Annotated in this window: 21 protein-coding genes and 1 pseudogene; 12 read left to right on the top strand and 10 right to left on the bottom strand. The window is 72.3% G+C overall.

The features are described 5' to 3' along the window. Positions 1-43: 43 nt before the first annotated feature. The 6 genes from HTV45_RS05530 to rhaI all read right to left on the bottom strand — a co-directional run bounded on the left by HTV45_RS05530 (position 44) and on the right by rhaI (position 7,778). Entirely contained in the window at positions 44-685 is a 642-nt protein-coding gene (locus HTV45_RS05530) for an LUD domain-containing protein (protein ID WP_215204445.1), read from the bottom strand. Further along, the gene (locus tag HTV45_RS05525) at positions 682-2,160 is read right to left on the bottom strand and encodes a LutB/LldF family L-lactate oxidation iron-sulfur protein (protein ID WP_215204444.1); all 1,479 of its coding nucleotides are present in this window, start codon (positions 2,158-2,160) and stop codon (positions 682-684) included. Before HTV45_RS05525 ends, HTV45_RS05530 begins: the two co-directional genes overlap by 4 nt. Continuing rightward, a complete protein-coding gene (locus HTV45_RS05520; protein WP_215204443.1) occupies positions 2,157-2,912 on the bottom strand; it encodes a (Fe-S)-binding protein in 756 nt (251 codons plus the stop codon). The genes HTV45_RS05525 and HTV45_RS05520 overlap by 4 nt, the downstream gene beginning before the upstream one ends. Positions 2,913-2,986: 74 nt before the next feature. Beyond that, positions 2,987-4,435, bottom strand: a complete 1,449-nt coding sequence (locus tag HTV45_RS05515; RefSeq protein WP_215204442.1) for a rhamnulokinase family protein — start codon at positions 4,433-4,435, stop codon at positions 2,987-2,989. Then, a complete protein-coding gene (locus HTV45_RS05510) occupies positions 4,432-6,471 on the bottom strand; it encodes a bifunctional aldolase/short-chain dehydrogenase (RefSeq protein ID WP_215204441.1) in 2,040 nt (679 codons plus the stop codon). Before HTV45_RS05510 ends, HTV45_RS05515 begins: the two co-directional genes overlap by 4 nt. Positions 6,472-6,617: 146 nt before the next feature. Then, positions 6,618-7,778 (bottom strand): L-rhamnose isomerase, encoded by a 1,161-nt coding sequence (gene rhaI, locus HTV45_RS05505; RefSeq protein WP_215204440.1) that lies wholly within the window; start codon positions 7,776-7,778, stop codon positions 6,618-6,620. A 262-nt stretch (positions 7,779-8,040) separates the two neighbouring features. Between rhaI and HTV45_RS05500 the strand changes: the two genes are divergently transcribed. The 11 genes from HTV45_RS05500 (at position 8,041) to HTV45_RS05450 (ending at position 19,644) form a co-directional block, all read left to right on the top strand. Further along, positions 8,041-9,558, top strand: coding sequence for a sugar ABC transporter ATP-binding protein (locus HTV45_RS05500; protein WP_215204439.1), 1,518 nt, complete (start codon positions 8,041-8,043; stop codon positions 9,556-9,558). Beyond that, positions 9,555-10,595: an ABC transporter permease gene (locus tag HTV45_RS05495; RefSeq protein ID WP_215204438.1), complete on the top strand. Its 1,041-nt coding sequence runs from the start codon at positions 9,555-9,557 to the stop codon at positions 10,593-10,595. Before HTV45_RS05500 ends, HTV45_RS05495 begins: the two co-directional genes overlap by 4 nt. Beyond that, on the top strand, positions 10,588-11,619 hold the full coding sequence (locus tag HTV45_RS05490; protein ID WP_215204437.1) for an ABC transporter permease: 1,032 nt from the start codon (positions 10,588-10,590) through the stop codon (positions 11,617-11,619). Before HTV45_RS05495 ends, HTV45_RS05490 begins: the two co-directional genes overlap by 8 nt. Positions 11,620-11,646: 27 nt before the next feature. Next, positions 11,647-12,729, top strand: a complete 1,083-nt coding sequence (gene rhaS / locus HTV45_RS05485; protein WP_215204436.1) for a rhamnose ABC transporter substrate-binding protein — start codon at positions 11,647-11,649, stop codon at positions 12,727-12,729. A 30-nt stretch (positions 12,730-12,759) separates the two neighbouring features. Continuing rightward, positions 12,760-13,080, top strand: coding sequence for an L-rhamnose mutarotase (locus HTV45_RS05480; protein ID WP_215204435.1), 321 nt, complete (start codon positions 12,760-12,762; stop codon positions 13,078-13,080). Between the two features lie 14 nt (positions 13,081-13,094). Next, positions 13,095-14,507, top strand: a complete 1,413-nt coding sequence (locus HTV45_RS05475) for a BNR repeat-containing protein (RefSeq protein WP_215204434.1) — start codon at positions 13,095-13,097, stop codon at positions 14,505-14,507. A gap of 81 nt (positions 14,508-14,588) precedes the next feature. Beyond that, complete coding sequence (locus tag HTV45_RS05470) at positions 14,589-15,608, top strand: LacI family DNA-binding transcriptional regulator (RefSeq protein WP_215204433.1); 1,020 nt, start codon at positions 14,589-14,591, stop codon at positions 15,606-15,608. Positions 15,609-15,709: 101 nt separating this feature from the next. Next, a complete protein-coding gene (locus tag HTV45_RS05465) occupies positions 15,710-17,011 on the top strand; it encodes an alpha/beta fold hydrolase (protein WP_215204432.1) in 1,302 nt (433 codons plus the stop codon). A 44-nt stretch (positions 17,012-17,055) separates the two neighbouring features. Further along, positions 17,056-17,799: a PIG-L deacetylase family protein gene (locus HTV45_RS05460; protein WP_215204431.1), complete on the top strand. Its 744-nt coding sequence runs from the start codon at positions 17,056-17,058 to the stop codon at positions 17,797-17,799. Beyond that, entirely contained in the window at positions 17,796-18,701 is a 906-nt protein-coding gene (locus HTV45_RS05455) for a sigma-70 family RNA polymerase sigma factor (protein WP_215204430.1), read from the top strand. Before HTV45_RS05460 ends, HTV45_RS05455 begins: the two co-directional genes overlap by 4 nt. Before the next feature lie 214 nt (positions 18,702-18,915). Continuing rightward, positions 18,916-19,644 carry a DUF2470 domain-containing protein gene (locus HTV45_RS05450; RefSeq protein ID WP_215204429.1) on the top strand — a complete coding sequence of 243 codons (729 nt, stop codon included), beginning with the start codon at positions 18,916-18,918 and terminating at the stop codon, positions 19,642-19,644. 78 nt (positions 19,645-19,722) lie between these two features. Here the strand turns inward: HTV45_RS05450 and HTV45_RS05445 are convergent, their stop codons facing one another. Both HTV45_RS05445 and HTV45_RS05440 read right to left on the bottom strand, forming a co-directional pair. Continuing rightward, on the bottom strand, positions 19,723-20,973 hold the full coding sequence (locus tag HTV45_RS05445) for an aromatic acid exporter family protein (RefSeq protein WP_215204428.1): 1,251 nt from the start codon (positions 20,971-20,973) through the stop codon (positions 19,723-19,725). 80 nt (positions 20,974-21,053) lie between these two features. Further along, on the bottom strand, positions 21,054-21,542 hold the full coding sequence (locus HTV45_RS05440; RefSeq protein ID WP_215204427.1) for an FBP domain-containing protein: 489 nt from the start codon (positions 21,540-21,542) through the stop codon (positions 21,054-21,056). A 333-nt stretch (positions 21,543-21,875) separates the two neighbouring features. On the opposite strand from HTV45_RS05440, the pseudogene HTV45_RS34020 reads away from it, so the two are divergent. Further along, positions 21,876-22,046, top strand: a pseudogene (locus HTV45_RS34020) (sugar kinase); the annotation flags it as partial. Positions 22,047-22,223: 177 nt separating this feature from the next. Here HTV45_RS34020 and HTV45_RS05435 read toward each other — a convergent pair. After that, the gene (locus HTV45_RS05435) at positions 22,224-22,496 is read right to left on the bottom strand and encodes a hypothetical protein (protein ID WP_215204426.1); all 273 of its coding nucleotides are present in this window, start codon (positions 22,494-22,496) and stop codon (positions 22,224-22,226) included. An 85-nt stretch (positions 22,497-22,581) separates the two neighbouring features. Continuing rightward, the gene (locus tag HTV45_RS05430; protein WP_215204488.1) at positions 22,582-23,595 is read right to left on the bottom strand and encodes an SDR family oxidoreductase; all 1,014 of its coding nucleotides are present in this window, start codon (positions 23,593-23,595) and stop codon (positions 22,582-22,584) included. Between the last annotated feature and the right edge of the window lie 264 nt (positions 23,596-23,859).

Raw genomic sequence — 23,859 nt, 5'->3', positions numbered from 1 at the left:
GGTGAGGGGCCGCCCGGGTGACCGACGGCACCGCCGAAGGTGCTCACTCGACCAGCACGACCTCCAGCGTGCGTGGCCCGTGCACACCCTCCACCCGGTCCAGTTCGATGTCACTGGTCGCCGACGGACCGGAGATCCAGGTGAGGGGACGGGCCGGGTCGAGGCGTTCCAGAGCCTGCGGGACCGAGGCGACGACCTGGTCCGGGACCCGGACCACACAGATGTGGTGATCGGGGACCAGCGTGATGCGGCGCCTGCCCTGGCCGGGGGAGCCGTCCAGGACGATGGTGCCCGTCTCGGCGACGGCCAGCGCGCAGCCGGTGACCACGCTGTCGGCCCGGTCCAGTTCGCGGGGTGTGCTCGCGGCACGGTCGTGGATACGCGTGGGACCGGCCGCCGACATCCATTCCGGCGGCAGCCCCGGTGGCACGAGCACGTACCGGGACCCTCGCGCGGCGAGCAGCCTCGTGATGAGCACGGACAGTTCCCCGTCGTCCGTGCGGTGCACGATCGCCCGGTAGCCGGCCAGGTTCTCCGCGAGGAGGTCCACCGTCTGCCGGGGTGTGCGCTCACCGTGCTCCCGCAGGTAGTCCCGGGGGACCGCCCGCTCGTAGGGTCCCTCGTCGCGCGGCACGTCGGCGAGTGCCCGCCGCACCCGTCCCAGGACCCGTTCCCTGCTGTTCACCGCGCACCGCCCTTTCCGCCCCGCGTACGCTGCCACCAGTCCCGGAAGGGTTCCGCGGGCACCGGCGGGAGGTCCCGGGTGCCGCTCCACGCCCGGCCGGGCCCCGGCAGGGTGCGCGGATGCAGCCGCCGGGTGCGCGCGACGAGGCGCTGGCCGGTGCGCAGCACCCCGGGGTGTGTGAACGCCCAGCGGGCCGCGCGCATCGCCGACCGTTCGGCGGCGTGGCCCTTCGCGGGCTGCAGCACCACCTTGTTGCCCGCCCGTGTCACCTGACCGCCCTCGACCACGCGTTCCCGCAGATGCACCAGCACCTCCGGGATGTCGATGGCCACCGGACACACGTCGTAGCAGGCCCCGCAGAGCGTCGAGGCGTACGGCAGGGAGGCGTCGATCTCGCTGTCGGTGCCGCGCAGTTGCGGGCTGAGGATGGCGCCGATCGGGCCGGGATAGACCGAGCCGTACGCGTGGCCGCCGGCCCGCTCGTAGACCGGGCACACGTTGAGGCAGGCCGAGCAGCGGATGCAGCGCAGGGCCTGCCGGCCCACCGCGTCGGCGAGCGTGTCGGTGCGGCCGTTGTCCAGCAGCACCAGGTGGAAGGAGCGCGGTCCGTCCCCGTCGGCCGTCCCGGTCCACATCGACGTGTACGGGTTCATCCGCTCGGCGGTCGAGGAGCGGGGCAGGGTCTGCAGGAACACCTCCAGATCCCGCCAGGTCGGCACGATCTTCTCGATGCCGACCACCGAGATCAGCGTCTCCGGCAGGGTCAGGCACATCCGCCCGTTGCCCTCGGACTCCACCACCACCAGCGTGCCGGTCTCGGCGACCATGAAGTTGGCGCCGGAGACGCCGACCCTGGCGCGCAGGAACTTCTCCCGCAGGTGCAGCCGCGCCGCCTCGGCGAGTTCGGAGGGTGTGTCCGTCAGCCCCTCGGGGGCGGGGCGGCCCCACTCGCTCATCTCACGGGCGAAGATCTCCCGGATCTCCCCGCGGTTGCGGTGGATCGCCGGCACCAGGATGTGCGAGGGGCGGTCCTTGCCCAACTGCACGATCAGCTCGGCCAGATCGGTCTCGTAGGCGCGGATGCCCTCCGCCTCGAGTGCCTCGTTCAGGCCGATCTCCTGCGTGGCCATGGACTTGACCTTGACGACCTCCGACTCACCGGTCTCCTTGACCAGTCGCGTGACGATCCGGTTGGCCTCACCGGCGTCGGCGGCCCAGTGCACGGTGCCGCCCGCCGCGGTCACCGCCTCCTCCAACTGCTCCAGGTACCGGTCCAGATGGCGGAGCGTGTGATCCTTGATCCGCTTGCCCGCCTCCCGCAGCTCCGCCCAGTCGGACAGCTCCGCGACGGCGCCCGCGCGCCTGGCCCGGATGGTGTGCGTGGCATGCCGCAGGTTGCCGCGCAACGTGGTGTCGCGCACGGCGTCCCGGGCGGCCTCCGGAAAGGCCGGCATCCCGACGAAAGTCCCGCTCATACGGCCGGCTCCTCCTCGGTGCTCGCCAGGATCTCGGCGATGTGGACCGGCCGCATGCCGGTGCCCAGCCTGGTCATGGTTCCGCCGATGTGCATCAGACAGGAGTTGTCGGCCGCGCACAGCACCTCGGCGCCGGTCGACTCGGCGTTGCGCACCTTGTCGGTGCCCATCGCCGCCGATACATCGGAGTTCTTCAGCGCGAAGGTGCCGCCGAAACCGCAGCACTCCTCCGCGCCCGGCAGCTCGGTCAGCTCCAGCCCCTTCACCGCCCGCAGCAGTGCCAGCGGCCGTTCGCCCAGGCCGAGTCCGCGCAGTCCGTGACAGGTCGGGTGGTAGGTCACCCGGTGCGGGTAGTACGCCCCGACGTCCGTCACCCCCAGCACGTCCACCAGGAACTCGGTGAGCTCGTACGTCTTCGGCACCACCGGCGCCAGCGTCGTCGCGAGGCCGTCCCCGCGCCCCTCGGCCCGGGCCCGCTCGCCCATCCGCGGATACAGCTCCCGCACCATCGCCCCGCACGACCCGGACGGTGTCACGATCGCCTCGTAGTCCCGGAACACATCGGAGAAACGCCGGGCCAGCGGCTCCGCCTCATGCCGGTACCCGGTGTTGTAGTGGGCCTGCCCGCAGCAGGTCTGCGCCACCGGGAAGTCGACCTCGACGCCCAGCCTGGTCAGGAGTCTCACCACAGCGCGCCCGGTGTCCGGATAGAGCGTGTCGTTGACGCAGGTCAGGAACAGGGCGACACGCATCGCGGCTCCTCGTACAGTCGATCATCGGGTGAACGCAGGGTAGTGCGGGGGAGGGGACGCGGGGGAGACCATCGTCAGCCCCCGGCGAGCCGGGCCTGCGCCGCCCGCCACCGCTGGGTGCCGCCGCGCGGCGCGTACCGCGTCAGCGGCTGGGTACGGGCGAGCAGCCGCCGTATCCCGCCGAGGTCGCCGACCAGTCCGTGCGCACGGGCCTGCACCAGTACGTTGCCCAGCGCCGCCGCCTCGGCCGGCCCGGCCACCACCGGCAGCCCGCAGGCGTCGGCGGTCAGCTGGCACAGCAGCGCGTTGCGGGTGCCGCCGCCCACGATGTGCACCACGTCCACCGGCTGCCCGGCGAGCCGGGAGGCGTCCCCGACCGCCTTGCGGTGTGCCAGGGCGAGCGAGTCCAGGATGCAGCGCGTGACCTCGGCGGGGGACACCGGCACCGGCTGCCCCGACTCCCGGCAGGCCTCGGCGATCCGCTCCGGCATCCGCCCCGGCGCGAGGAACGCGGCGTCCCCCGCGTCCACCACCGACCGCAGCGCCGGCACCCCGGCGGCCTCGCGCAGCAGCGCGCCCAGATCGGGCTCGCCCCAGGCCCGCAGGGACTCCTGGAGCAGCCACAGTCCCATGATGTTGCGCAGATAGCGGACCGTGCCGTCCAGCCCCAGCTCATTGGTGAAGTTGGCGGCCCGGCTCTCCTCCGTCAGCACCGGCGCGTCCAGTTCGAGGCCGGCCAGCGACCAGGTGCCGGTGCAGATGTACGCGAACCGTTCACCGTCCGCCGGCACCGCGGCCACCGCGGACGCGGTGTCGTGCGAACCGACCGCCGTCACCGGGACCGGCCCGCTCAGCCCGGTCTCCGCCAGCACCTCCGGCCGCAGCACCCCGGCCGGGTCCCCGGGCCGGCGCAGCGGCGCGAACAGGGTGAGATCGATTCCCAGCCGCTCCGCGACGCCGTACGCCCAGTCCCGGGTGCGCGGGTCGATCAGCTGGGTGGTCGAGGCGTTGGTCAGCTCCGTGCCCTGCTCCCCGGTGAGCCAGTACGTCAGCAGATCCGGGATCATCAACAGCCGCCCGGCGCGGGCGAGCTGGGCCGAACCGCGCGCCGCCGTCAGCTGGTACAGGGTGTTGAACGGGGCGTACTGCAGTCCGGTCGCCGCGTACAGCTCCGCGGCGGGCACGCTCGCCCACACCGTCGCGGCGGCTCCCTCGGTGCGGCTGTCGCGGTAGTGCACCGGGTTGCCGAGCAGCGCCCCGTCCGCGTCCAGCAGCCCGTAGTCCACGGCCCAGCTGTCGATACCGACGGAGTCGACCCGTTCCGCACGCCTCAGCCCGTCCAGCACGCCCGCGTACAGGCCCAGGACGTCCCAGCGCAGCCCTTCGGGCACCCGCACCGGCCGGTTCGGGAAGCGGTGGGCCTCGGTCAGCTCCAGGCTGTCCGGGCCGACGCGGCCGGCCATGACGCGCCCACTGGACGCGCCGAGGTCGACCGCGGCGTACGACCCCACGGCGGTGCTCATCGCAAGAACGCGGCGGCGACGCCGGCGTCGACCGGAATGTGCAGTCCGGTGGTGTGGGTGAGATCGCCGCCGGTCAGCGCGAACACGGCGTTCGCCACATGCTCGGGCAGCACCTCACGCTTGAGGATGGTCCGCTGGGCGTAGAACTCCCCGAGCTTCTCCTCCTCGATCCCGTAGGTCGCCGCGCGCTGGGCGCCCCAGCCGCCCGCGAAGATGCCGGAACCGCGCACCACACCGTCCGGGTTGACGCCGTTGACCCGGATCCCGTGCTCGCCCAGCTCGGCGGCGAGCAGCCGTACCTGGTGGGCCTGGTCGGCCTTGGTCGCGGAGTAGGCGATGTTGTCCGGGCCGGCGAACACCGCGTTCTTCGAGGCGATGTAGACGATGTCGCCGCCCAGTTCCTGCGCGATCATCACCCGGGCCGCCTCGCGCGAGACGAGGAAGGAACCGCGGGCCATGATGTCGTGCTGGAGGTCCCAGTCCTGCCCGGACGTCTCGAGCAGCGGCTTGGAGATGGAGATACCGGCGTTGTTGACGACGAGGTCGACGCCGCCGAAGGCGAGCACGGCGGCCCGGAACGCACCGGCGATCTGCTCCTCGGACCTGACGTCGACGGTCACGGCGACGGCCCTGTCGGACCCGCCCAGTTCCTCGGCGACCCGCGCGGCGTTCTCCCCGTCCAGATCGGCCACGACCACGCACGCGCCCTCGGCCGCCAGCCGCCGGGCGATGGCGCGCCCGATCCCGCTGCCCGCGCCCGTCACCAGCGCCACCCGGGTGGCGAGCGGCTCGGGTTCCGGCATCCGCCGGAGCTTGGCCTCCTCCAGCGCCCAGTACTCGATACGGAACTTCTCCGACTCCTCGATCGGCGCGTACGCGGACACCGCCTCGGCCCCGCGCATCACGTTGACCGCGTTGAGGTAGAACTCACCGGCCACCCGGGCGGTCTGCTTGTCCTTGCCGAAACTGAACATGCCCACACCCGGCACCAGCACGATCGCGGGGTCGGCGCCGCGCATCGCGGGGGAGCCGGGCTCCGCGTGCCGCGCGTAGTAGGCGGCGTACTCCTCGCGGTAGGCCGCGTGCAGTTCCTTCAGCCGGGCGACCGCCTCCTCCGGCCGCGCGGACGCCGGCAGGTCGAGGAGGAGCGGACGGACCTTGGTGCGCAGGAAGTGGTCCGGGCAGGAGGTGCCGAGGGCGGCCAGCCGCGGGTGCTCGGCGCGGGCCAGGAAGTCCAGTACGGCGTCGGAGTCGTCGAAGTGCCCGACCTGCGCCCGGTCCCGCGAGGCGAGGGCCCGTACATGCGGCGCCAGGGCGGCCGCCCGCGCCCGCCGCTCGTCCCGGGGCAGCGCCTGGTACCCCTCGATCACCGGACCGAACGGCTCCGGCCGGCCACGCTCGGCGAGGAACGTCCCGGCGGTGCGGATGATGTGCAGCGAGTTCCGCTCGCACTCCTCGGAGGTGTCGCCCCACGCGGTGATCCCGTGGCCGCCCAGCACGCAGCCGACGGCCCGGGGGTTGGCCTCCTTGACCGCGGCGATGTCCAGTCCCAGCTGGAAGCCGGGCCGCCGCCACGGCACCCACACCACGGTGTCGCCGAAGCACTCGGCGGTCAGCTTCTCCCCGTCGGCCGCGCAGGCGAGCGCGATCCCGGAGTCGGGGTGGAGGTGGTCCACGTGCGCGGCGTCGACGAGTGCGTGCATCGCGGTGTCGATCGAGGGCGCGGCACCGCCTTTGCCGTGCAGGCAGTAGTCGAACGCGGCGACCATCTCGTCCTCGCGGGCGACCCCCGGGTAGACCCCGGTGAGGGCCCGCAGCCGGTCCAGCCGCAGCGCGGCCAGCCCCGACCCGGTCAGCGTCCCGAGGTCGCCCCCGGACCCCTTGACCCACATCAGCTCGACGTCGCCGCCGGTGACGGGGTCGGTTCCGGTGCCTTTGGCGGAGGTGTTGCCGCCGGCGTAGTTGGTGTTACGGGGATCGCCGCCGAGCCGGTGCGATCGAGCGAGCAGAGCGGCGGCTTCCGGATGCGATGCCATCTACGTTCAGTCCTTCTTCGAATGGGAAAGAGGGTGAGTGCGCATACTCAGGGGCGCGGGGCTGTTTCACTGTGCGGCCACCGCCGCGCGGGCGCGATCAGCCACAGCGGACCGGCAGTCCGCGACGAGCTGAAACCGGCAGACGCTCACGCCCCCCACCCGGCCTGCTCCCCGCCGACCCGCTCGGCGACGATCCGCTCCGCCCATCCCGACCGCCGGTACGCGACGAGCGGCTCGGGGTCCAGCCCCATCTCCTCGCGCACCTCACGAAGCAGCGGACGCACGTCCGTGTTGTACGCGTCCATCAGCACGGCGTTGGCCTCCAGGACGTCCCCCGCCCGCTGGGCGTCGGCCAGCGCCGACGGATCGACCAGCAGGGCCTTGGCCGTGGCCTCCTGGACGTTCATCACGGAGCGGATGATCGCCGGGATCTTCGCCTCGATGTTGTGGCACTGGTCCAGCATGAACGCCACCTGGGGCGTGAACCCGCCCCCGCGGATCACCTCGTACATGATCCGGAACAGCTGGAACGGATCCGCGGCTCCCACCATCAGGTCGTCGTCCGCGTAGAACCGCGAGTTGAAGTCGAATCCGCCGAGCTTCCCCTCCCGCAGCAGCGTCGCCACGATGAACTCGATGTTGGTCCCCGGCGCGTGGTGACCGGTGTCGACCACGACCTGCGCCTTCTCACCGAGCTTCAGGCAGTGCGCGTACGCCGTGCCCCAGTCCGGCACATCCGTCGTGTAGAACGCCGGCTCGAAGAGCTTGTACTCCAGCAGCAGCCGCTGCCCCTCACCGAGCCGCTCGTACACCTCGGCGAGCCCTTCGGCGAGCCGGTCCTGGCGTGCCCGGATGTCGTCCTGCCCGGGATAGTTCGTCCCGTCGGCGAACCACAGCTTCAGGTCCCTGGACCCGGTCGCGTCCATGATGTCGACGCACTCCAGCAGATGGTCCACGGCCTTGCGGCGCACCCCCGCCTCCGGGTGGCAGATGCTGCCCAGGCGGTAGTCGTCGTCCTGGAAGGTGTTGGAGTTGATCGTGCCGAGCCGCACCCCCCGGTCCGCGGCGTGCCCGGCCAGTGCCGCGTAGTCCTCGACCCTGTCCCACGGGATGTGCAGGGCCACGGTCGGCGCGACTCCGGTGAACTCGTGCACCTTGGCCGCGTCGTCCAGCTTCTCCTGCGGAGTGCGGGGGACACCCTCTTGGGCGAACACCTTGAACCGGGTCCCCGAGTTCCCGTACGCCCACGACGGCGTCTCGACGGCCTGGGTCTGGAGAGCGGCCTTCGCCGCGGCGAGCTCGGTCACGTCAGGGCTCCTGTGACATCGGGTCGTAACGACCACGGAGTGAAACGATTCAGGACGGGAAGCTATGGCGCCCCCGAAGGGGTGTCAACCCCTCCGGCGCAGACGGTTGTCCGTGACCGCAGGGGAGAGCGAAGCCGTCGAGAGATTTTCGACGGACACCCATTGACGTGACATGCATCGCGCGCCTAACGTCCCGGCAACCCAGTTGAAACCTTTCACGACGTGGTGTGGGCCGACCCGCCGACGTCGTCGAGGAGCCCTCATGACCCACCCGTCCGACACGGGTCCGGCCCCGGTTCTCGCACTCAGGGACGTGTCCAAGTCCTTCGGCGCGGTGCGTGCGCTGCGGGACGTCTCCCTGGAACTGTTCCCCGGGGAGGTGCACGCCCTCGCCGGTGAGAACGGAGCCGGCAAGTCGACGCTCATCAAGGCCCTGGCGGGAGTGCACCGGCCGGACGCCGGCCAGGTGCTGCTCGACGGCGCTCCGGTCGTCTTCCACGGCCCCGGCGACGCCCGCGACGCCGGCATCGCCGTGATCTACCAGGAGCCCACGCTCTTCCCCGACCTGTCGATCGCCGAGAACATCTTCATGGGCCGCCAGCCCCGGCGGGCCCTCGGCAGGATCGACCACAGGGCCACGTACCGCGCCACCGCGGCCCTGATGGAACGGCTCGGTGTCGCACTCGACCCGGACCGCCCGGCCCGCGGGCTGTCCATCGCGGACCAGCAGATCGTCGAGATCGCCAAGGCGCTCTCCTTCGACGCCCGCGTGCTGATCATGGACGAGCCCACCGCCGCCCTCACCGGCAGCGAGGTCGCCCGTCTCTTCGGTGTCGTGCGCACCCTGCGCGACCAGGGCGCCGCGGTGCTGTTCATCTCCCACCGGCTGGAGGAGATCTTCGAGATCTGCCGACGCGTCACCACCCTGCGCGACGGCGCCTGGATCGCCTCCGAGCCGCTGGAGGGCATGACCGAGGACGACCTGGTCCGCCGCATGGTCGGCCGCGACCTCGAGGAGCTCTACCCCAAGCAGGACGTGACGCCGGGCGAGGTCGCCCTGAGCGTGCGCCGGCTGACCCGGGAGGGCGTCTTCACCGACGTCTCCTTCGACGTGCGGCGCGGTGAGATCGTCGGCCTGGCCGGACTCGTCGGCGCCGGCCGGACCGAGGTCGCCCGCGCGGTGTTCGGCATCGACCGCTGGGACGCCGGCGGGGTGGAGGTCGACGGGCGGGCGCTCACCAATGGCGCCCCGTCCACCGCCATGGCCGCGGGCCTGGCCCTGGTCCCCGAGGACCGGCGCGCCCAGGGCCTGGTGATGGACATGTCCATCGAGCGCAACATCGGCCTCACCGGACTCCGCAGCACCGTCAGGGCCGGCCTGGTCGACCGCGGCGCCGAGCGCAGCCGCTCCCTCGACTGGGCCGTGCGACTCCAGGTCAAGTACGCCAGGATCGCCGACACGGTGAACACCCTGTCCGGCGGCAACCAGCAGAAGGTCGTCCTCGCCAAGTGGCTCGCCACCGGGCCGAAGGTGCTGATCGTGGACGAGCCCACGCGCGGCATCGACGTCGGCACCAAGGCCGAGGTGCACCGGCTGCTGTCCCGGCTCGCCGCCGACGGCGTCGCAGTCCTGATGATCTCCTCCGACCTGCCCGAGATCCTCGGCATGGCCGACCGCGTGCTGGTGATGCACGAGGGCCGGCTCACCGCCGAGATCCCCCGCACCGACGCCACCGAGGAGACCGTGATGGCCGCAGCCACGGGGAGGGCCGCCGCATGACGGTCACCGCTCCCGAAGAAGCTCCCGTCGCCGGGGTGCCGAAGGCCGCCGCCACCCGGCTGGCCGACCGCGTCTTCAAGATACGCGAACTGGCCATCCTCCTGGTCTTCCTGGTGATGATCGGCGTCACCCAGGCCGGCAACAGCGAGTTCCTGTCCGAACAGGGCATCAAGGACCTGCTGCTGAACGCGACCATCCTGATCCTGGTCGCCACCGGCCAGGCCCTGGTGGTCATCACCCGCAACGTCGACCTGTCCGTCGGCTCCACCCTCGGCATCAGCGCCTTCGCCGCCGGGATCCACCTCCAGGGCGGCGGGAACCCGGTCGTCGCCGTCGCGCTCGCCGTCCTCCTCGGCATCGGCTTCGGACTGCTCAACGGTCTGCTCGTCAGCCTCGGCCAGGTACCCGCCCTCGTGGTCACCCTCGGCACGCTGTACATCATCCGGGGCATCGACTCCATCTGGGTCGGCTCCCGCCAGATCACCGCCGCCGATCTCCCCGAAACCTTCGTCGACTTCGGCTCCGGCGGCATCTCGGCGGTGCCGTACCTGGCGCTGATCGCCCTCGCGGTGGTCGTGGCGACGGCCTACTGCCTCAAGCACTTCGGCAGCGGACGCGAGCTGTACGCGCTGGGCTCCAACCCGGAGGCGGCCCGGCTCGCCGGCATCCCCGTACGCAAGCGGATCCTCGCCGCCTACACCTTCTGCGGCGCCCTCGCCGGTCTCGCCGGCGCGCTCTACCTGGCCCGGTTCGGCAACGTCGACTCCGGTACCGGCACCGGCTACGAACTCACCGTCGTCAGCGCGGTGGTGGTCGGCGGCGTGGTCTTCACCGGCGGCTCCGGCAGCGTCTACGGCGCCGCCCTCGGCGCACTGCTGCTGACCTCCATCAACAGTGTGCTGCCCGCCCTCGGCGTCAGCTCCGTGTGGGTGCTCGCCATCAACGGCATCCTGCTCATCCTCGCCATCGCGGTCGACCGGATCGTCGCGCTGCGCGTGGCCACCGCCCTGAAGAAGAGGAACGCCCGCCATGCCTGAGTCCCTGACGCGTGCGAGCCGCTGGTCCGCCTCGTCGAGGTGGGACACAGCCGTCGGCGCCCTGCTCGTCGTGGTCCTGCTGCTGTCGTTCACCACCGTCGACGGCTTCGGCAACGCGCTCAACCTGTCGTTCCTCATCGGCAACACCCTGCCGATCGCGCTGATCGCCCTGCCCATGACCCTGCTCGTGGTCTCCGGCGAGATCGACCTGTCCGTGGCGTCCACGGCCGGACTGTCCGGCGCCGTGATGGGCGCCCTGTGGAACCAGGGCATGACCATCGAGACGATCATCCCGATCTGCCTCGTGATCGGTGTCCTCTGCGGTCTGGTCAACGGCCTGCTGGTGACCCGCCTCGGACTGCCCTCCCTCGCCGTCACCATCGGCACCCTGGCCGCCTACCGGGGCATCGCGCAGATCGTGCTCGGCTCCGACGCGGTCACCGACTTCCCCACCCCGTACCTGGACTTCGCCGCCGGACGCATCGGCGACACCTTCGTCCCGTACGCCTTCCTGCCGTTCCTGGTGCTGCTCTCCATCGCCGTCGTCGCCCTGCACGCCACCCCGTTCGGACGGTCGCTGTTCGCGATCGGCGCCGGCGAGGAGGCCGCCCGGTTCGCCGGCATCCGGGTCAAGCGGCAGAAGCTGATCCTGTTCACCCTGACCGGTCTGATGTCGGCCCTCACCGGCGTGTTCTGGGCGCTGCACTACGCCAGTGCCCGCTACGACAACGCCACCGGCCTCGAACTCTCCGTCGTGGCCGCCGTACTGCTCGGCGGCATCGACTTCGACGGCGGCAAGGGGACGCTCGGCGGCGCCGTCGCCGGTGTGTTCCTGCTGGGCGCGCTGCAGAACGTGATGAGTCTGCGGGACGTCTCCGCGCAGTCGCAGATCGTCGTGACGGGTGTGCTGCTGGTGCTGTCCGTCCTGGGACCCCGTGTCGCCCGGCAGTTCGCCGTCGCACGTGCCGGACGCCGGGCCGCCGCCCCGCCACCGGTGTCCGAGGCACCCACCCCGACTCCCTGAAACCCTCTCGTCCCTAAGGAACCCGCCATGCGCAAGGCAACCGTCCGCCGTACCTGCGCGGCCCTCGCCGCCGTCACCTCGCTCGCCCTGGCCGCCACCGCCTGCGGCGGCACCACCAAGGAGGACGTCAAGAAGGAGGACGGCGCCGCGGCCCCGGCCGGCCAGGCCGACCCGAACGCCGGGACGAAGAAGGGACTGACCGTCGGCTTCCTGCCCAAGCAGGTCAACAACCCCTACTTCACCACCGCCGACAAGGGCGGCGAGAAGGCCGTGAAGGAACTGGGCTCCAGCTTCAAGGAGGTCGGCCCCTCCAGCGCCACCGACACCGCCGGCCAGGTCTCCTACGTCAACACCCTCACCCAGCAGCAGGTCGACGCCATGGCCGTCTCCGCGCAGGACCCCGGGGCCCTGTGCACCGCGCTCAAGCAGGCCATGAAGAACGGCATCAAGGTCGTCACCTACGACTCGGACACCACCGCCGACTGCCGCAACGTCTTCATCTCGCAGGCCTCCGCCGAGGACCTGGGCCGCACCGAGGTGCAACTGCTCGCCGAACAGATCGGCCACAAGGGCGAGATCGCGATCCTGTCCGCCGCTCAGACCGCGACCAACCAGAACACCTGGATCGACTTCATGAAGGAGGAGCTCAAGGAGCCCCGGTACAAGGACATCAAGCTGGTCAAGGTCGCCTACGGCAACGACGACGCCCAGCAGTCCTTCCAGCAGACCCAGGGTCTGCTCCAGGAGTACCCGAACCTCAAGGGGATCATCTCCCCGACCACCGTCGGCATCAAGGCGGCCGCCCAGTACCTGTCCGGCTCCAAGTACAAGGGCGAGGTCAAGCTGACCGGCCTCGGAACACCGAACGACATGCGCAAGTACGTCAAGAACGGCACCGTCGAGGCGTTCGAGCTCTGGGACCCGGCGAAGCTCGGCGAGCTGGCCGGCCGCACCGCGATCGCGCTGGCCTCCGGCCAGATCACCGGCAAGGAGGGCGAGACCTTCACCGCCGGGGCGATGGGCGAGTACACCATCGGCAAGGACGGCGTGATCAACCTCGGCAAGCCCACCGTCTTCAACGCCGGGAACATCGACCAGTTCGACTTCTGATCCCGGCCTGTCCCCAGGGGAGCGGTACTCATGCAACGCGTCTGTTTTCTGCTCAGGGTCCGGCAGGACCGGATCGCCGAGTACCGCGAACGCCACGCCGCCGTGTGGCCCCAGATGCGCGAGGCGCTCTCGGCCACCGGCTGGCACAACTACTCCCTCTTCCTTCGCGACGACGGCCTCCTCGTCGGCTACCTGGAGACCGAGGACTTCGAGGCGGCCAGGGCCGGCATGGAGGCCACCGGCGTCAACGCCCGCTGGCAGGCCGAGATGGCCCCCTTCTTCGAGTCCCCGGACGGTGCCCGCCCCGACGAGGCGATGACACCGCTGACCGAGGTCTTCCACCTCGCCTGACGAAGGAGCCCGCCATGAGACGACGTACCCTGCCGTCAGGCACCGTGACGGCCCTCGCCCCCGACTCCGCGGCCGCGGGGGCCGCCGCTCCCGGCCCGTCGGTCACCCTTGTCGGCAGCACCACCCCCGACGACCTGGCGCTCTTCTTCGTGTCCTACGACGGCCTGGTCAACAACACCGCGTTCCAGAAGAACGGCCTGCTCACCCACCGGGGCCACCAGTACGCCGCCTGGTACACCGCCGACCGCCACGCCGTCGTCGGCCGCCGCACCCTCGGCGCGAGCACCTGGCAGACCGTGCGGGTGGGCCACACCCTGCGCTACGACGACTCCCACAACGTCATCTCCATGGGCGTCTCGGGGACCGACGGCCGGCTGCACATGAACATGGACTCCCACAGCGACGGCTTCACCTACGTCAAGTCGGTCGCCGGACTCCTGACCGACCCGGCCGGCCAGAGCTGGACCGCGAGCCGCTTCGGCGCCCCGCAGGCCACCCTGGACGGACTCGCCCTCACCTCGCGGTTCACCTATCCGCAGTTCATCGCCACCCCCGAGGGCAGGCTCCAGCTCAGCTACCGTGCGGGCGTCTGCGGCAACGGCCGCAACGCGCTCGCCGAGTACGACGGCACCCGCTGGACGGCACTGGGGGAGTGGACCGGCTCCACCGGCACGTACACCAGCGAGCACGGCTCCTCCACCGCCCGCAACATGTACCTGCACGGCATCGACTACGACCGGCGGGGCCGCCTGCACGCCTTCTTCACCTGGCGCGAGCGTGACGACGCCGTGAGGTGCGACCGCGGTGGCCTCACCAACCACGACACCTGCTACGTGTACTCCGACGACCGCGGCCGCACCTGGCGCACCGACGCCGGCACCGTCGTCGGCAGAACCGGTACCCCCGACCGGGTCCGTGTCACCGACGCCGGACTGGTCGTCGACCCGCTGGACCCGGACCACTCCCTGATGAACCAGGAGAGCCAGTTCACCGACTCCGCCGGCCGGCCGCACGCGATCATCTCCTACGTCCCCGGCCGCTTCGGGCAGTGCACCACGGACCACGTCGCCGACCGCACGGCGAACGGCCGCGCCTTCCACGTCCGCCGCACCGCCGCCGGCGGCTGGCGGAAGACCGTAATCCCCGTCCCGCTGGACAGCAGCCGGCGCACCAAGCTGGTCCTGGACCGGTACGACAACGCCTACGCCGTCCTTCCCCGCCTCCGGGTCGCCGCCGCCTCCGCCGCCTCCGGGCACACCGACTGGCGGCTGCTGTACGACGGCGCCGGGCTCGACGCCTTCGGCGAGGCGGTGATCGACGAGACCCGTGTCGCCCAGGACGGGGTCCTGTCGGTCATGTACCAGGAGAAGTCCACCGGTACGGCGCCCTCACCACTGCGCGTCGCCGACTTCCGGCTGCCCGCCTGACCGTGACCGGCAAGGGGCGGCCGTGCGGGTAGTGTGATGGCCCGCCGAGCCGCCCCCCGTCTCCCTGGAGGTCCCTGCCCGATGGCCCAGTCGGTGGGTATCAAGGACGTCGCCCGCGTCGCCGGAGTATCCGTCGGCACGGTCTCCAACGTGATCAACCGCCCGGACACGGTCGCCGCCGAGACCCGGGCGCGGGTGCTGTCCGCCATAGACCGGCTCGGCTACGTCCGCAGTGAGTCGGCGCGTCAGCTGCGCGCCGGCCGCAGCCGCATCATGGGGCTGCTCGTCCTCGACATGGGCAACCCCTTCTTCGTCGACGTCGCGCGCGGCGCGGAGCGCGCCGCGCGCCAGACCGGGCTCGGCGTGATGGTCTGCAACAGCGCCCAGGACGCGGGAGAGGAGGCCGAGTACCTCTCCCTCTTCGCCGAACAGCGGGTACGGGGCGTACTGCTCACGCCGGCCGACGCCACCGGCCGCAACATCGCGGCGTTCCGCCGGCACGGCATCCCCTTCGTCCTGGTCGACCGGGTCGCCGAGGGCACCACCGAGTGCTCCGTCTCCGTGGACGATGTGGCGGGCGGCGCGCTGGCCGTGGGGCACCTCGTCGACGCCGGGCACCGCAGCGTCGCGTACGTCAGCGGCCCGCCCGGACTGAACCAGGTGCGGGACCGCCGTACCGGCGCCCTGAACGCGCTGGCCGAGGCCGGGCTCGGACCGGAATCCCTGACCGAGCTGCCCACCGAACGGCTCGACGTGGCGGCGGGACGGGATGCGGGCGCCCGCCTCCTGGGACTGGCCGAACGGCCCACCGCCGTGTTCTGCGCCAACGACCTGCTCGCCCTCGGGGTGCTCCAGGCGATGTACGCGGCCGGTGTCGGCGTGCCCGACGACCTGGCCATCGTCGGCTACGACGACATCGAGTTCGCCGCCGCGGCGGCCGTGCCGCTCACCTCGGTGCGGCAGCCCGCCGTCACCATGGGCGCCCTGGCGGCCGGGCTGCTGCTGGAGGAGACCGAGAGCGGCGGCACGCCTCACGAGCACCGCCGGGTCGTCCTCCGTCCGGAGCTGGTGGTCCGGCGCTCCAGCCTCTCGGCCCGTTGACCGGTGCCGCGCAAGGATCGCCTGATCCCGGGCTCGTTGACCGGAGGAACATGTGCTGAACTGGGTGACGGTCCGACAATCCGTTCGTCCCAGGAGTTCCGTTGACCGTCAGCTACCGCCAGCCCGGAGTGGTCCTCACCGACCGCCGCTTCACCGTGCCCCTCGATCACCACAACCCCTCCGGGGAGACGATCGAGCTGTACGCGCGTGAGGTCGTCGCCAGTGAGCGGGCGGGCCAGGACCTGCCCTGGCTGCTCTACCTCCAGGGCGGGCCGGGCTTCGGGGCGAACCGTTTCGTCGGCAAGCCGGCCTGGCTCGGCCGCGCCCTCGCGGAGTACCGGGTCCTCCTCCTCGACCAACGCGGCACCGGCCGCTCCACCCCCGCCAACCGGCAGACGCTCCCGCTGCGCGGCGGCCCCGCCGAACAGGCCGCGTACCTCACCCACTTCCGCGCCGACTCCATCGTGCGGGACTGCGAGGCCATCCGATCCCGGGTGACCGGTGGGGCCCCCTGGAGCGTGCTCGGGCAGAGCTTCGGCGGCTTCTGCACCGTCGCCTACCTCTCCATGGCCCCGGGAGGGCTCGACACCGCGATCGTCACCGGCGGTCTGCCCTCCCTCGACGCCCACGCCGACGACGTCTACCGGGCCGCCTACCCGCGCGTCGAACGCAAGGTCGCCGCCCACTACGCCCGCTACCCGCAGGACGTCGAACGCGCCCGCCGCGTGGCCGACCACCTCCTCACCCACGAGGTCGTGCTCCCGAACGGCTACCGTTTCACCGCCGAGGCGTTCCAGTCCCTCGGCCGGATGCTCGGCGCCGGGGACGGCAGCCACCGGCTGCACTACCTCCTGGAGGACGCCTTCGTCCGCACCCCGGGCGGCCCCGCGCTCTCCGACGCCTTCCAGGAACAGGCGCAGAGCCTGCTGTCGTTCGCCGGCCACCCGCTGTACGCGCTCGTCCACGAGGCGATCTACGGCCGGGACGACCGGCCCACCGCCTGGTCCGCCGAACGCGTACGGGCCGAGTTCCCCCGGTTCGACGCGGCCAAGACGCTCGCCGGGGACGAACCGCTGCTGTTCACCGGCGAAACCATTCACCCCTGGATGTTCGACTGCGACCCGGCGCTGCGCCCGCTGCGCGAGACCGCGGAACTGCTCGCCGAGCGGACCGACTGGACACCCCTCTACGACCCCGCGCGCCTCGCCGTCAACGAGGTCCCGGCCGCGGCGGCCGTCTACCACGACGACATGTACGTCCACACACCCCACTCGCTCGAGACCGCCGGTAGGATCCGCGGTCTGCGCACCTGGGTCACCGACGAGTTCGAGCACGACGGCGTGCGGGCCGGCGGCCCCCGCGTGCTGGACCGGCTGCTCTCCCTGGCACGCGACGAGGCGTGACGCGTGCCCGCCGCGCTGTCGGTGCGGCGGGTTAGTCTGCGGGCATGAGCGAGCCGGTGATCAGCCAACTCCAGCCCATGCCCGAAGACTGGCGGCGAGCCCTGGCCGTCGTCGCCCATCCGGACGACCTCGAGTACGGATGCGCGGCGGCCGTCGCGTCCTGGACCGACGCCGGCCGTGAGGTCTCCTACGTCCTGGCGACCCGCGGGGAGGCGGGCATCGACACCCTGGAGCCGGCGGAGTGCGCACCGCTCAGGGAGCGCGAGCAGCGCGCGAGCGCGGCCGTGGTCGGCGTGTCGGACGTGGACTTCCTCGACCACGCGGACGGCGTCGTCGAGTACGGCCCCGCACTGCGCCGGGACATCGCCGCCGCGGTGCGCAGATACCGGCCCGAACTGCTGATCACCCTGAACCACCGGGACACCTGGGGCGGCACCTACTGGAACACCCCGGACCACGTGGCCGTCGGGCGCGCCACGCTGGACGCGGCCGGTGACGCCGGCAACCGCTGGATCTTCCCGGAGCCGGCCGAGCGCGGCCTCGAACCCTGGAACGGCGTCCGCTGGGTGGCGGTCGCCGGTTCCGACCGCCCCACGCACGCGGTGGACGCGACCGGCGGTCTTGAGCGGGCGGTGCGCTCCCTGCTCGAACACCGCACCTATATCGAGGCGTTGACCGACGAGGACCCGGAGGCGTACGCACGCGGCCTGCTGACCGGCTTCGCCGAGGAGACGGGGAAGCGGTTCGGGAACCGCCCGGCGGTCGCCTTCGAGCTGTTCGCCCGGTGACCGTGCTGAACGGCGACGAGGAGGTGCTGGCGCGGAGCTTCGAGGAGCACCGGGGCCATCTCGAGGCGGTCGCCTACCGCATGCTCGGCTCGCTCACCGAGGCCGAGGACGCCGTCCAGGAGGCCTGGCTGCGCCTGGGCCGGGTCGACCCCGGCGAGATCGTCAGCCTGGGCGGCTGGCTGACCACCGTGACCGGCCGGATCTGCCTGGACATGCTGCGCGTACGCACCGCGCGCCGGGAGCAGCCGATCGACGAGACCTTCGTCCCCGACCCGGTGATCAGGCCCGTGGCGCAAGCGGACCCGGAACACGAGGCGCTGCGCGCGGACGCGGTGGGCGTGGCCATGCTGGTGGTGCTGGAGAGACTGGAGCCCGACGAGCGGCTGGTGTTCGTCCTGCACGACATGTTCGCCGTGCCGTTCGGCGACATAGCGCCCGTCGTGGAGCGCAACGCGGCCGCCACCCGGCAGCTCGCCTCCCGGGCCCGCCGCCGGGTACGGGACGCCACCCCCGCGTCCGATCCCGACCTGGGCCGGCAGCGACGGGTGCTCGACGCGTTCATGGCCGCCGCGCGCGGCGGTGACTTCGAGGCACTGGTCGCCGTCCTGCACCCGGACGTGGTGCTGCGCGCCGACGCGGGCCGGGTCGTCCGCGGCCTGGCCGTGTCCAAGACGCTCCGGGGTGCGAAGCCGGTGGCCGAGTCGGCGATGATGTTCGCCCGCTACACGGCGGCGGCGCGCGTGGTCCTCGTCAACGACGCGCTGGGCCTGCTCAGCGTGGAGGACGGCCGGATCCGTTCGGTCGTGTCGGTCACCGTCACCGACCACCGCATCACGGGTCTGTACATCCTGGCCGACCCGTCCCGCCTGGAGCACCTGGTCGCTCCGGACGCCGGGAACTGACACCGGCGAAGGCCGTCCCGGGCCACGCCCCGGGACGGCCGCGCGGGCCGGTCCGCTCGGAACCGAGCCGTGAGCGGGTGCGCGACCTGTGCGCCCGCGCTCTGCTCGGCGTGCTCACGCGCCTTGAGGAGTCCCACAAGGATCACGCCACCTGGTTGGCGTGCACCCCGATCTTCGATAGGTTAGGCAAGGCTTACCTAAGAGGAGGTTCGGAATGGGTGACGACACGCACGGCTGGACGGCCGCGCCGGGCGCGGCGGACCGGGCGCGCTCGGTGCTCGCCACCGCGTGGTCCTGCGCGGTGACCGCGGAGGGCACCAGGGAGGAGTTCGCCGGCGCGCACACCGTGACCGACGACGGACGGGTCCTGCTGGACGTGCCGGCGGACAGCGCCCTGTTCGCCGTCGCGCTCTGCGCGCCCCGCGGCGAACCGTCCGCCGTGCTGGAGTTCGCCGACGCCGCACCCGTCCCGGTCCGCGACCGGATCCGTGCCCGGCTGTGGCTCGCGGGCTGGTTCTCCCTCCAGGACGGCCGTCTCGCCTTCCGGCCGACACGCGTGGTACTCCGGCAGGCGTCCGGCGCCGTGCTCGTCGACCTCGACGACTTCGCCGCAGGCGTGCCCGACCCGCTGGCCACCGCCGAGGCCCGGCTGCTCACCCACCTCGCCGACTGCCACCGCGACGCGGTCGAACGGCTCACCCGCCTCGTCGACGCGGGCAGCCTGCACGGCGCGCTCCGCGTCCAGCCGCTCGCCGTCGACCGGCACGGACTGACCCTGCGCATCGAACGCGTCCGCACCGACAGCGACGTACGGCTGCCCTTCCACGCGCCCGCCGACGATGTCGCCGCACTCACCGAACGCATGCACGCGCTGCTCTCGCAGGCCGCGGCCGCCTCCTGCCCCCGGGCACTGCAGCGGCAGCGCGCGGACGGCGACGGGTGAGGCGAACGGCGCGCCCGCGCGGTGCGGTGCACCGCGCGGGCGCGCCTCCGGGAGCCGGCGCCGCGGGACATCAGGCTCTCAGGACCGAGGGGAGGCGCCCTGACGGTTCCGGCGCAGCCGCTCCGGAACGCGGAGGCGGTCCCGCACCCGGGTCAGCCGGGGCAGCCGCTCGCGCTGTTCCTGCGAGTGCCGGTCCAGCTCCTCGAAGAGCCGGCGGGTGCGGTGCTCGGTGTCCATCTCGTCGAGGATGCGGTTGACCTCGGTGAGCACCGCGCCCAGCAACTGCCACTGGCGCGCGTCACGCCGGGCCTCCTCGAAGAGCAGCTGGGCCAGTCGGTCACGGGTGGCCGCCGCCTGCCGCAGCTCGGAGGCGAGCCGCTCCTCGGCCGACTCGGCGTTGGCACTCGTACTCGTGGTCACCAGCACCGCGAAACTGACCACGGCGTCGGCGATCTCGGACAGCAGCTGCTCGAAGACGACGCCCGTCTCCCGCGCGAACAGCCGGCCCGGGCCGCGTTCCTTGGACAGGTCGGTCAGGGTGCGGGCCAGCACCCGCAGCACCACCGTGCAGATCTCCAGCGTGTCCAGGCCGGTACGCAGCACGACTCGGTGCAGCAGCCCCTCACGCACCCGCGGGTTGAGCCGCAGACTGTCCTCCGCCTGCCGGAGATCCGCGTCCACCTCGTAGATGTCGTGGTCCAGCCGGCGGGCCTCGTGCAGCCGGGCCGCCGCGCGCTCCGAGGGCGGCCCCTGTGCTGCCTCCTCGCCGATCCGCAGCATCAGCTGCCGCACCCGCCGCGCCAGCTCCTCGATCGACTCGCCTGCCTCCTCCACCCACACCGGCGGGGCCAGCAGCAGGTTGAAGCCCATGCCGACGAACGCTCCGATCAGCGTCTCCACGATCCGGGCCCATGCGGTGTCCCCGTGGGTGGTCACCCCGAGCACCAGCATCGCGCTGATCGCCACCTCGGGGACGAACTCGTTCACCCGCACCAGATGGCCGATGATCAGCGACGACAGCAGGAGCAGGGCCAGGCTCCACCAGGTCAGACCCACCAGCAGGCTGAAGAGGATCGCCAGGACGACCCCGGTCACCACGGCGTTCACCCGGCGCAGCCCGGTGGTGAGCGTGGAGTACAGGGTGACCTGGACGACGAGCAGCGCGGTCAGGGGCGCGGTGAGCGGGGCGGCCTCCGGACTGAGCCGCACCGCGATGACGTAGGCGACCGTGGCCGCCGCGGCCGACCGCAGCGTCTGCACGGCCACCGGGTCCCGGCGCTGCTTCACGAAGCGGACGGCCGGCGCGGTCATCTCACGTACGGCTTGCATCCTCGGACGGTTCCCCCTCCCCGGACGCGTCGAACGTGTTCAGCAGCGACGGCAGCCCCACGGAGCACAGCCGGGAGGACCTACAGCGTGTCGAGGAAAGCGAACAGGTTGCCGCGCGTGCGGTCGATCTGCTCCTCCACGGTGAGGCTCTCCTCGAACCGGGGCCCGGTCTCGGGGACCTTCCTGCCGCGCAGATAGAGGGAACAGGCGAGGTCGGTGCACATGTAGGCGCCGACCGAATTGCCCTCGCGGCCGGCCGTCCCCGCCTTGCGCGCCGTCATCAGAGCCACCCCGCCGCGCGGGTGTGTCGTCAGGCACAGGGAGCACATGCTGCGGTGCAGGAAGCCGCGCCGGGCGGGCTGGAACCGCATGGCCACCCCGACGGGCCGGCCGTCGCGTTCGACGACGAGATAGCTGCGGTCGGGTGCGCCCGGATCACGCCAGCCCAGGAAGTCGAGATCGTCCCAGGGACGTGACGCCAGGTCCCGGGGCACGGCCAGCCGCCTGGCCTCCCCCTTGGAGCAGTTGATGAACGACGTGCGGATGTCCTGCTCGCTGAGCGCTCTCATGGGGGGCCGTCTCCTGGCGGGTGCCGTGCGGTGGTTGTCCGTGTCCTGCGAAGTCCTGCGAAGTCCTGCGAAACCCGGGAGGCCCGGTCTCCGGCCCAGGCTAGGGACCTGACGCCCGCAGGAGCCAATGGATTTCCGCGCCGGCGCCGAACACGCCAGGCCGCGCTCCGTACGCTGTTCCGCAGCCGCCGAGGGGGAGGGCCATGACGGCTGGACGACGTCCAGGAGGTCGTCCGGGGCCGCTGAATGGCACGGGACCGGGCGGCACGGACATCACGCCGTCCTGCCCTTCGGCGGTAGGCCGCAGATCGGCAGGGGTTCGGAGGGAGCCGCATGGCGGGGCGGAACGGGCGCACGGCGCGTGACCTCGGACGGGCCGGCCGCGCGGCCGTGCTTCAGCGGCTCTGCTTCGACGGCCCGCTCAGCCCTTTCGAGCCCGGCCCCGCGACCGGGCCCAGCTCCGGGTCCGTGAGCGATGTCGTCGCCGGCCTGGTCGCCCCGGGCCCGGGATTCCCACCGCCGGCCCGGCACACAACGCCCGAGGACCGCACCGCGGGCCGGTCCGTCCCGGTGCGCCGGGGTCCGTGACAGAAGCGCACCGACATGCCGGGCGGCGCCCGGTCGAGCCGGCCCGGCGCGGTGGCCCGGTGGTGGCCGCGGCGCCCGCCGGGACGCGGCGGACTACGCCGACGGCTCCTCCGGTACGGGCTGCTCCGCGTTGCCGGACCCCGGCTGAGGGGCGCCCTGGCGTCCCGTGCCGGCCTCGTCCGTGTCGGGGACGTCGGGTCCGGACCCCGCCTCGTCCGACGCGCCGGCCTTCCTCTCGCTCTCCCGTTCCGCGGCCGCCGGTGCGACCTCCCAGGGATCCTCGTCGGGACCCGCCTGCTGGTCCGGCAGATCGCGGGGGACAGCGGCGCCGTTCTCCCCGGGTCCTTCGAGACGGTGGTCGGTCACGTCCCTCTCCCTTCATCCGTGCGTAAGCCGTCGCGGGTACCTCCACGCGGGCCCGCCAAACCTGGTACTCAGCACTCAGCAGCACTCAGCCCACCTTGCGCCCCCGCAGCGGTTCCGTCGCGTCCCCCGCACCCTGCCGCATGCCCCGCAGGAACTCCTCCACCACCTGCGTCGCCGTGCGCTCCGGCCGCCAGCCGAGCTCCACGCGCGCACGGGTGCAGTCCATCAGCGGAAGCCGCAGCACGGCGTCGAACAGATGAGGGGAGGCCGGCAGCAGCCGCAGTCCCCAGGCGGCGGCGACCGCCGAGCGGGCCGCGGTGCGCGGCAGCCGTACCCGGCGGGTCCCGAACATCTCCCCGAGCAGATCCGCGTCGACCGTCGGCTCGGCGGCGAGGTTGAACGCGCCCCGTGCCCCGGCGGACAGCACCGCCAGCCGGTAGGCACCGGCCGCGTCGTCGGTGTGCAGCGCCTGCACCCGCAGGCCCGGTATGTCGGGCAGGAAGGGCAGCACATCCGGCCGCGCCAGCTGCCCCGGCAGGAAACGCCCGCCGAAGATGCGGCGCTGCTCGCTCGCCGACTCCCGCTTGAAGAGGAACGCGGGCCGCATCCGTACCACCCGGACGGCCGGGTGGTCCCGTTCGAACGTGTCCAGTGCCCGCTCCAGATACGCCTTCTCCCGGCAGTAGGCGGCGTCCGGCCAGCCATGTGTCGGCCACGACTCGTCCACCGCGGAATCCTTCGGGCCCGGCGAGTACGCCCCGACCGACGAGGCGTGCACCAGCGCCGGCACCCCCGCCTCGGCCACCGCGTCGAACACCCGCATACTGCCGAGCACATTGGTGCGCCAGGTGGTCGCCGGATCGTGCGTCGGCTGGAACGCCCAGGCCAGATGGACCACCGCGTCCGCGCCGGCGAATTCCTCCACGAGATCGAACCGCTCCGACGCCACGTCCACCGCCGACCACTCGGTCTTCGACGGCGACCACCCGGGGACCCGCCGGGCCAGACCCCGTACGGACCCGACCTCCGGTTCCTCCGAGAGTGCGCGCACCACGCTCGTTCCGGCGTTGCCGGTGGCGCCCGTGACGACGACCCTCATGCCCGCCTTGCCGCTCACCTTCCGCTCCTCTCGGCCGTACGCTCCGCGGAGCCGGCCGGGTACCCCTCAGCCGCGCGCGTGCACACGCCGTCCGGCCGGTGCCCGCGAGGACGCACGTCCGCGCGCCGCGAACGAGCCGGACAGGAGGAAGCCCCGACCGTGACGGGGGAATCACGGCCGGGGCGGACAAAGGGTGGGCACGGATGGCGGTCGCCTCTCGGCGAAAGGCTCCACAGGGCTTCAGCCGAACGATCGTCCCTGTGG

Origin of the sequence: Streptomyces sp. CHD11 (genome assembly GCF_018638295.1) — a bacterium.
In the GTDB taxonomy this organism is placed as follows: domain Bacteria; phylum Actinomycetota; class Actinomycetes; order Streptomycetales; family Streptomycetaceae; genus Streptomyces.
The sequence above is the reverse complement of the archived record's forward strand: the minus strand, read 5'-3'. Positions and strand labels throughout refer to the sequence as shown.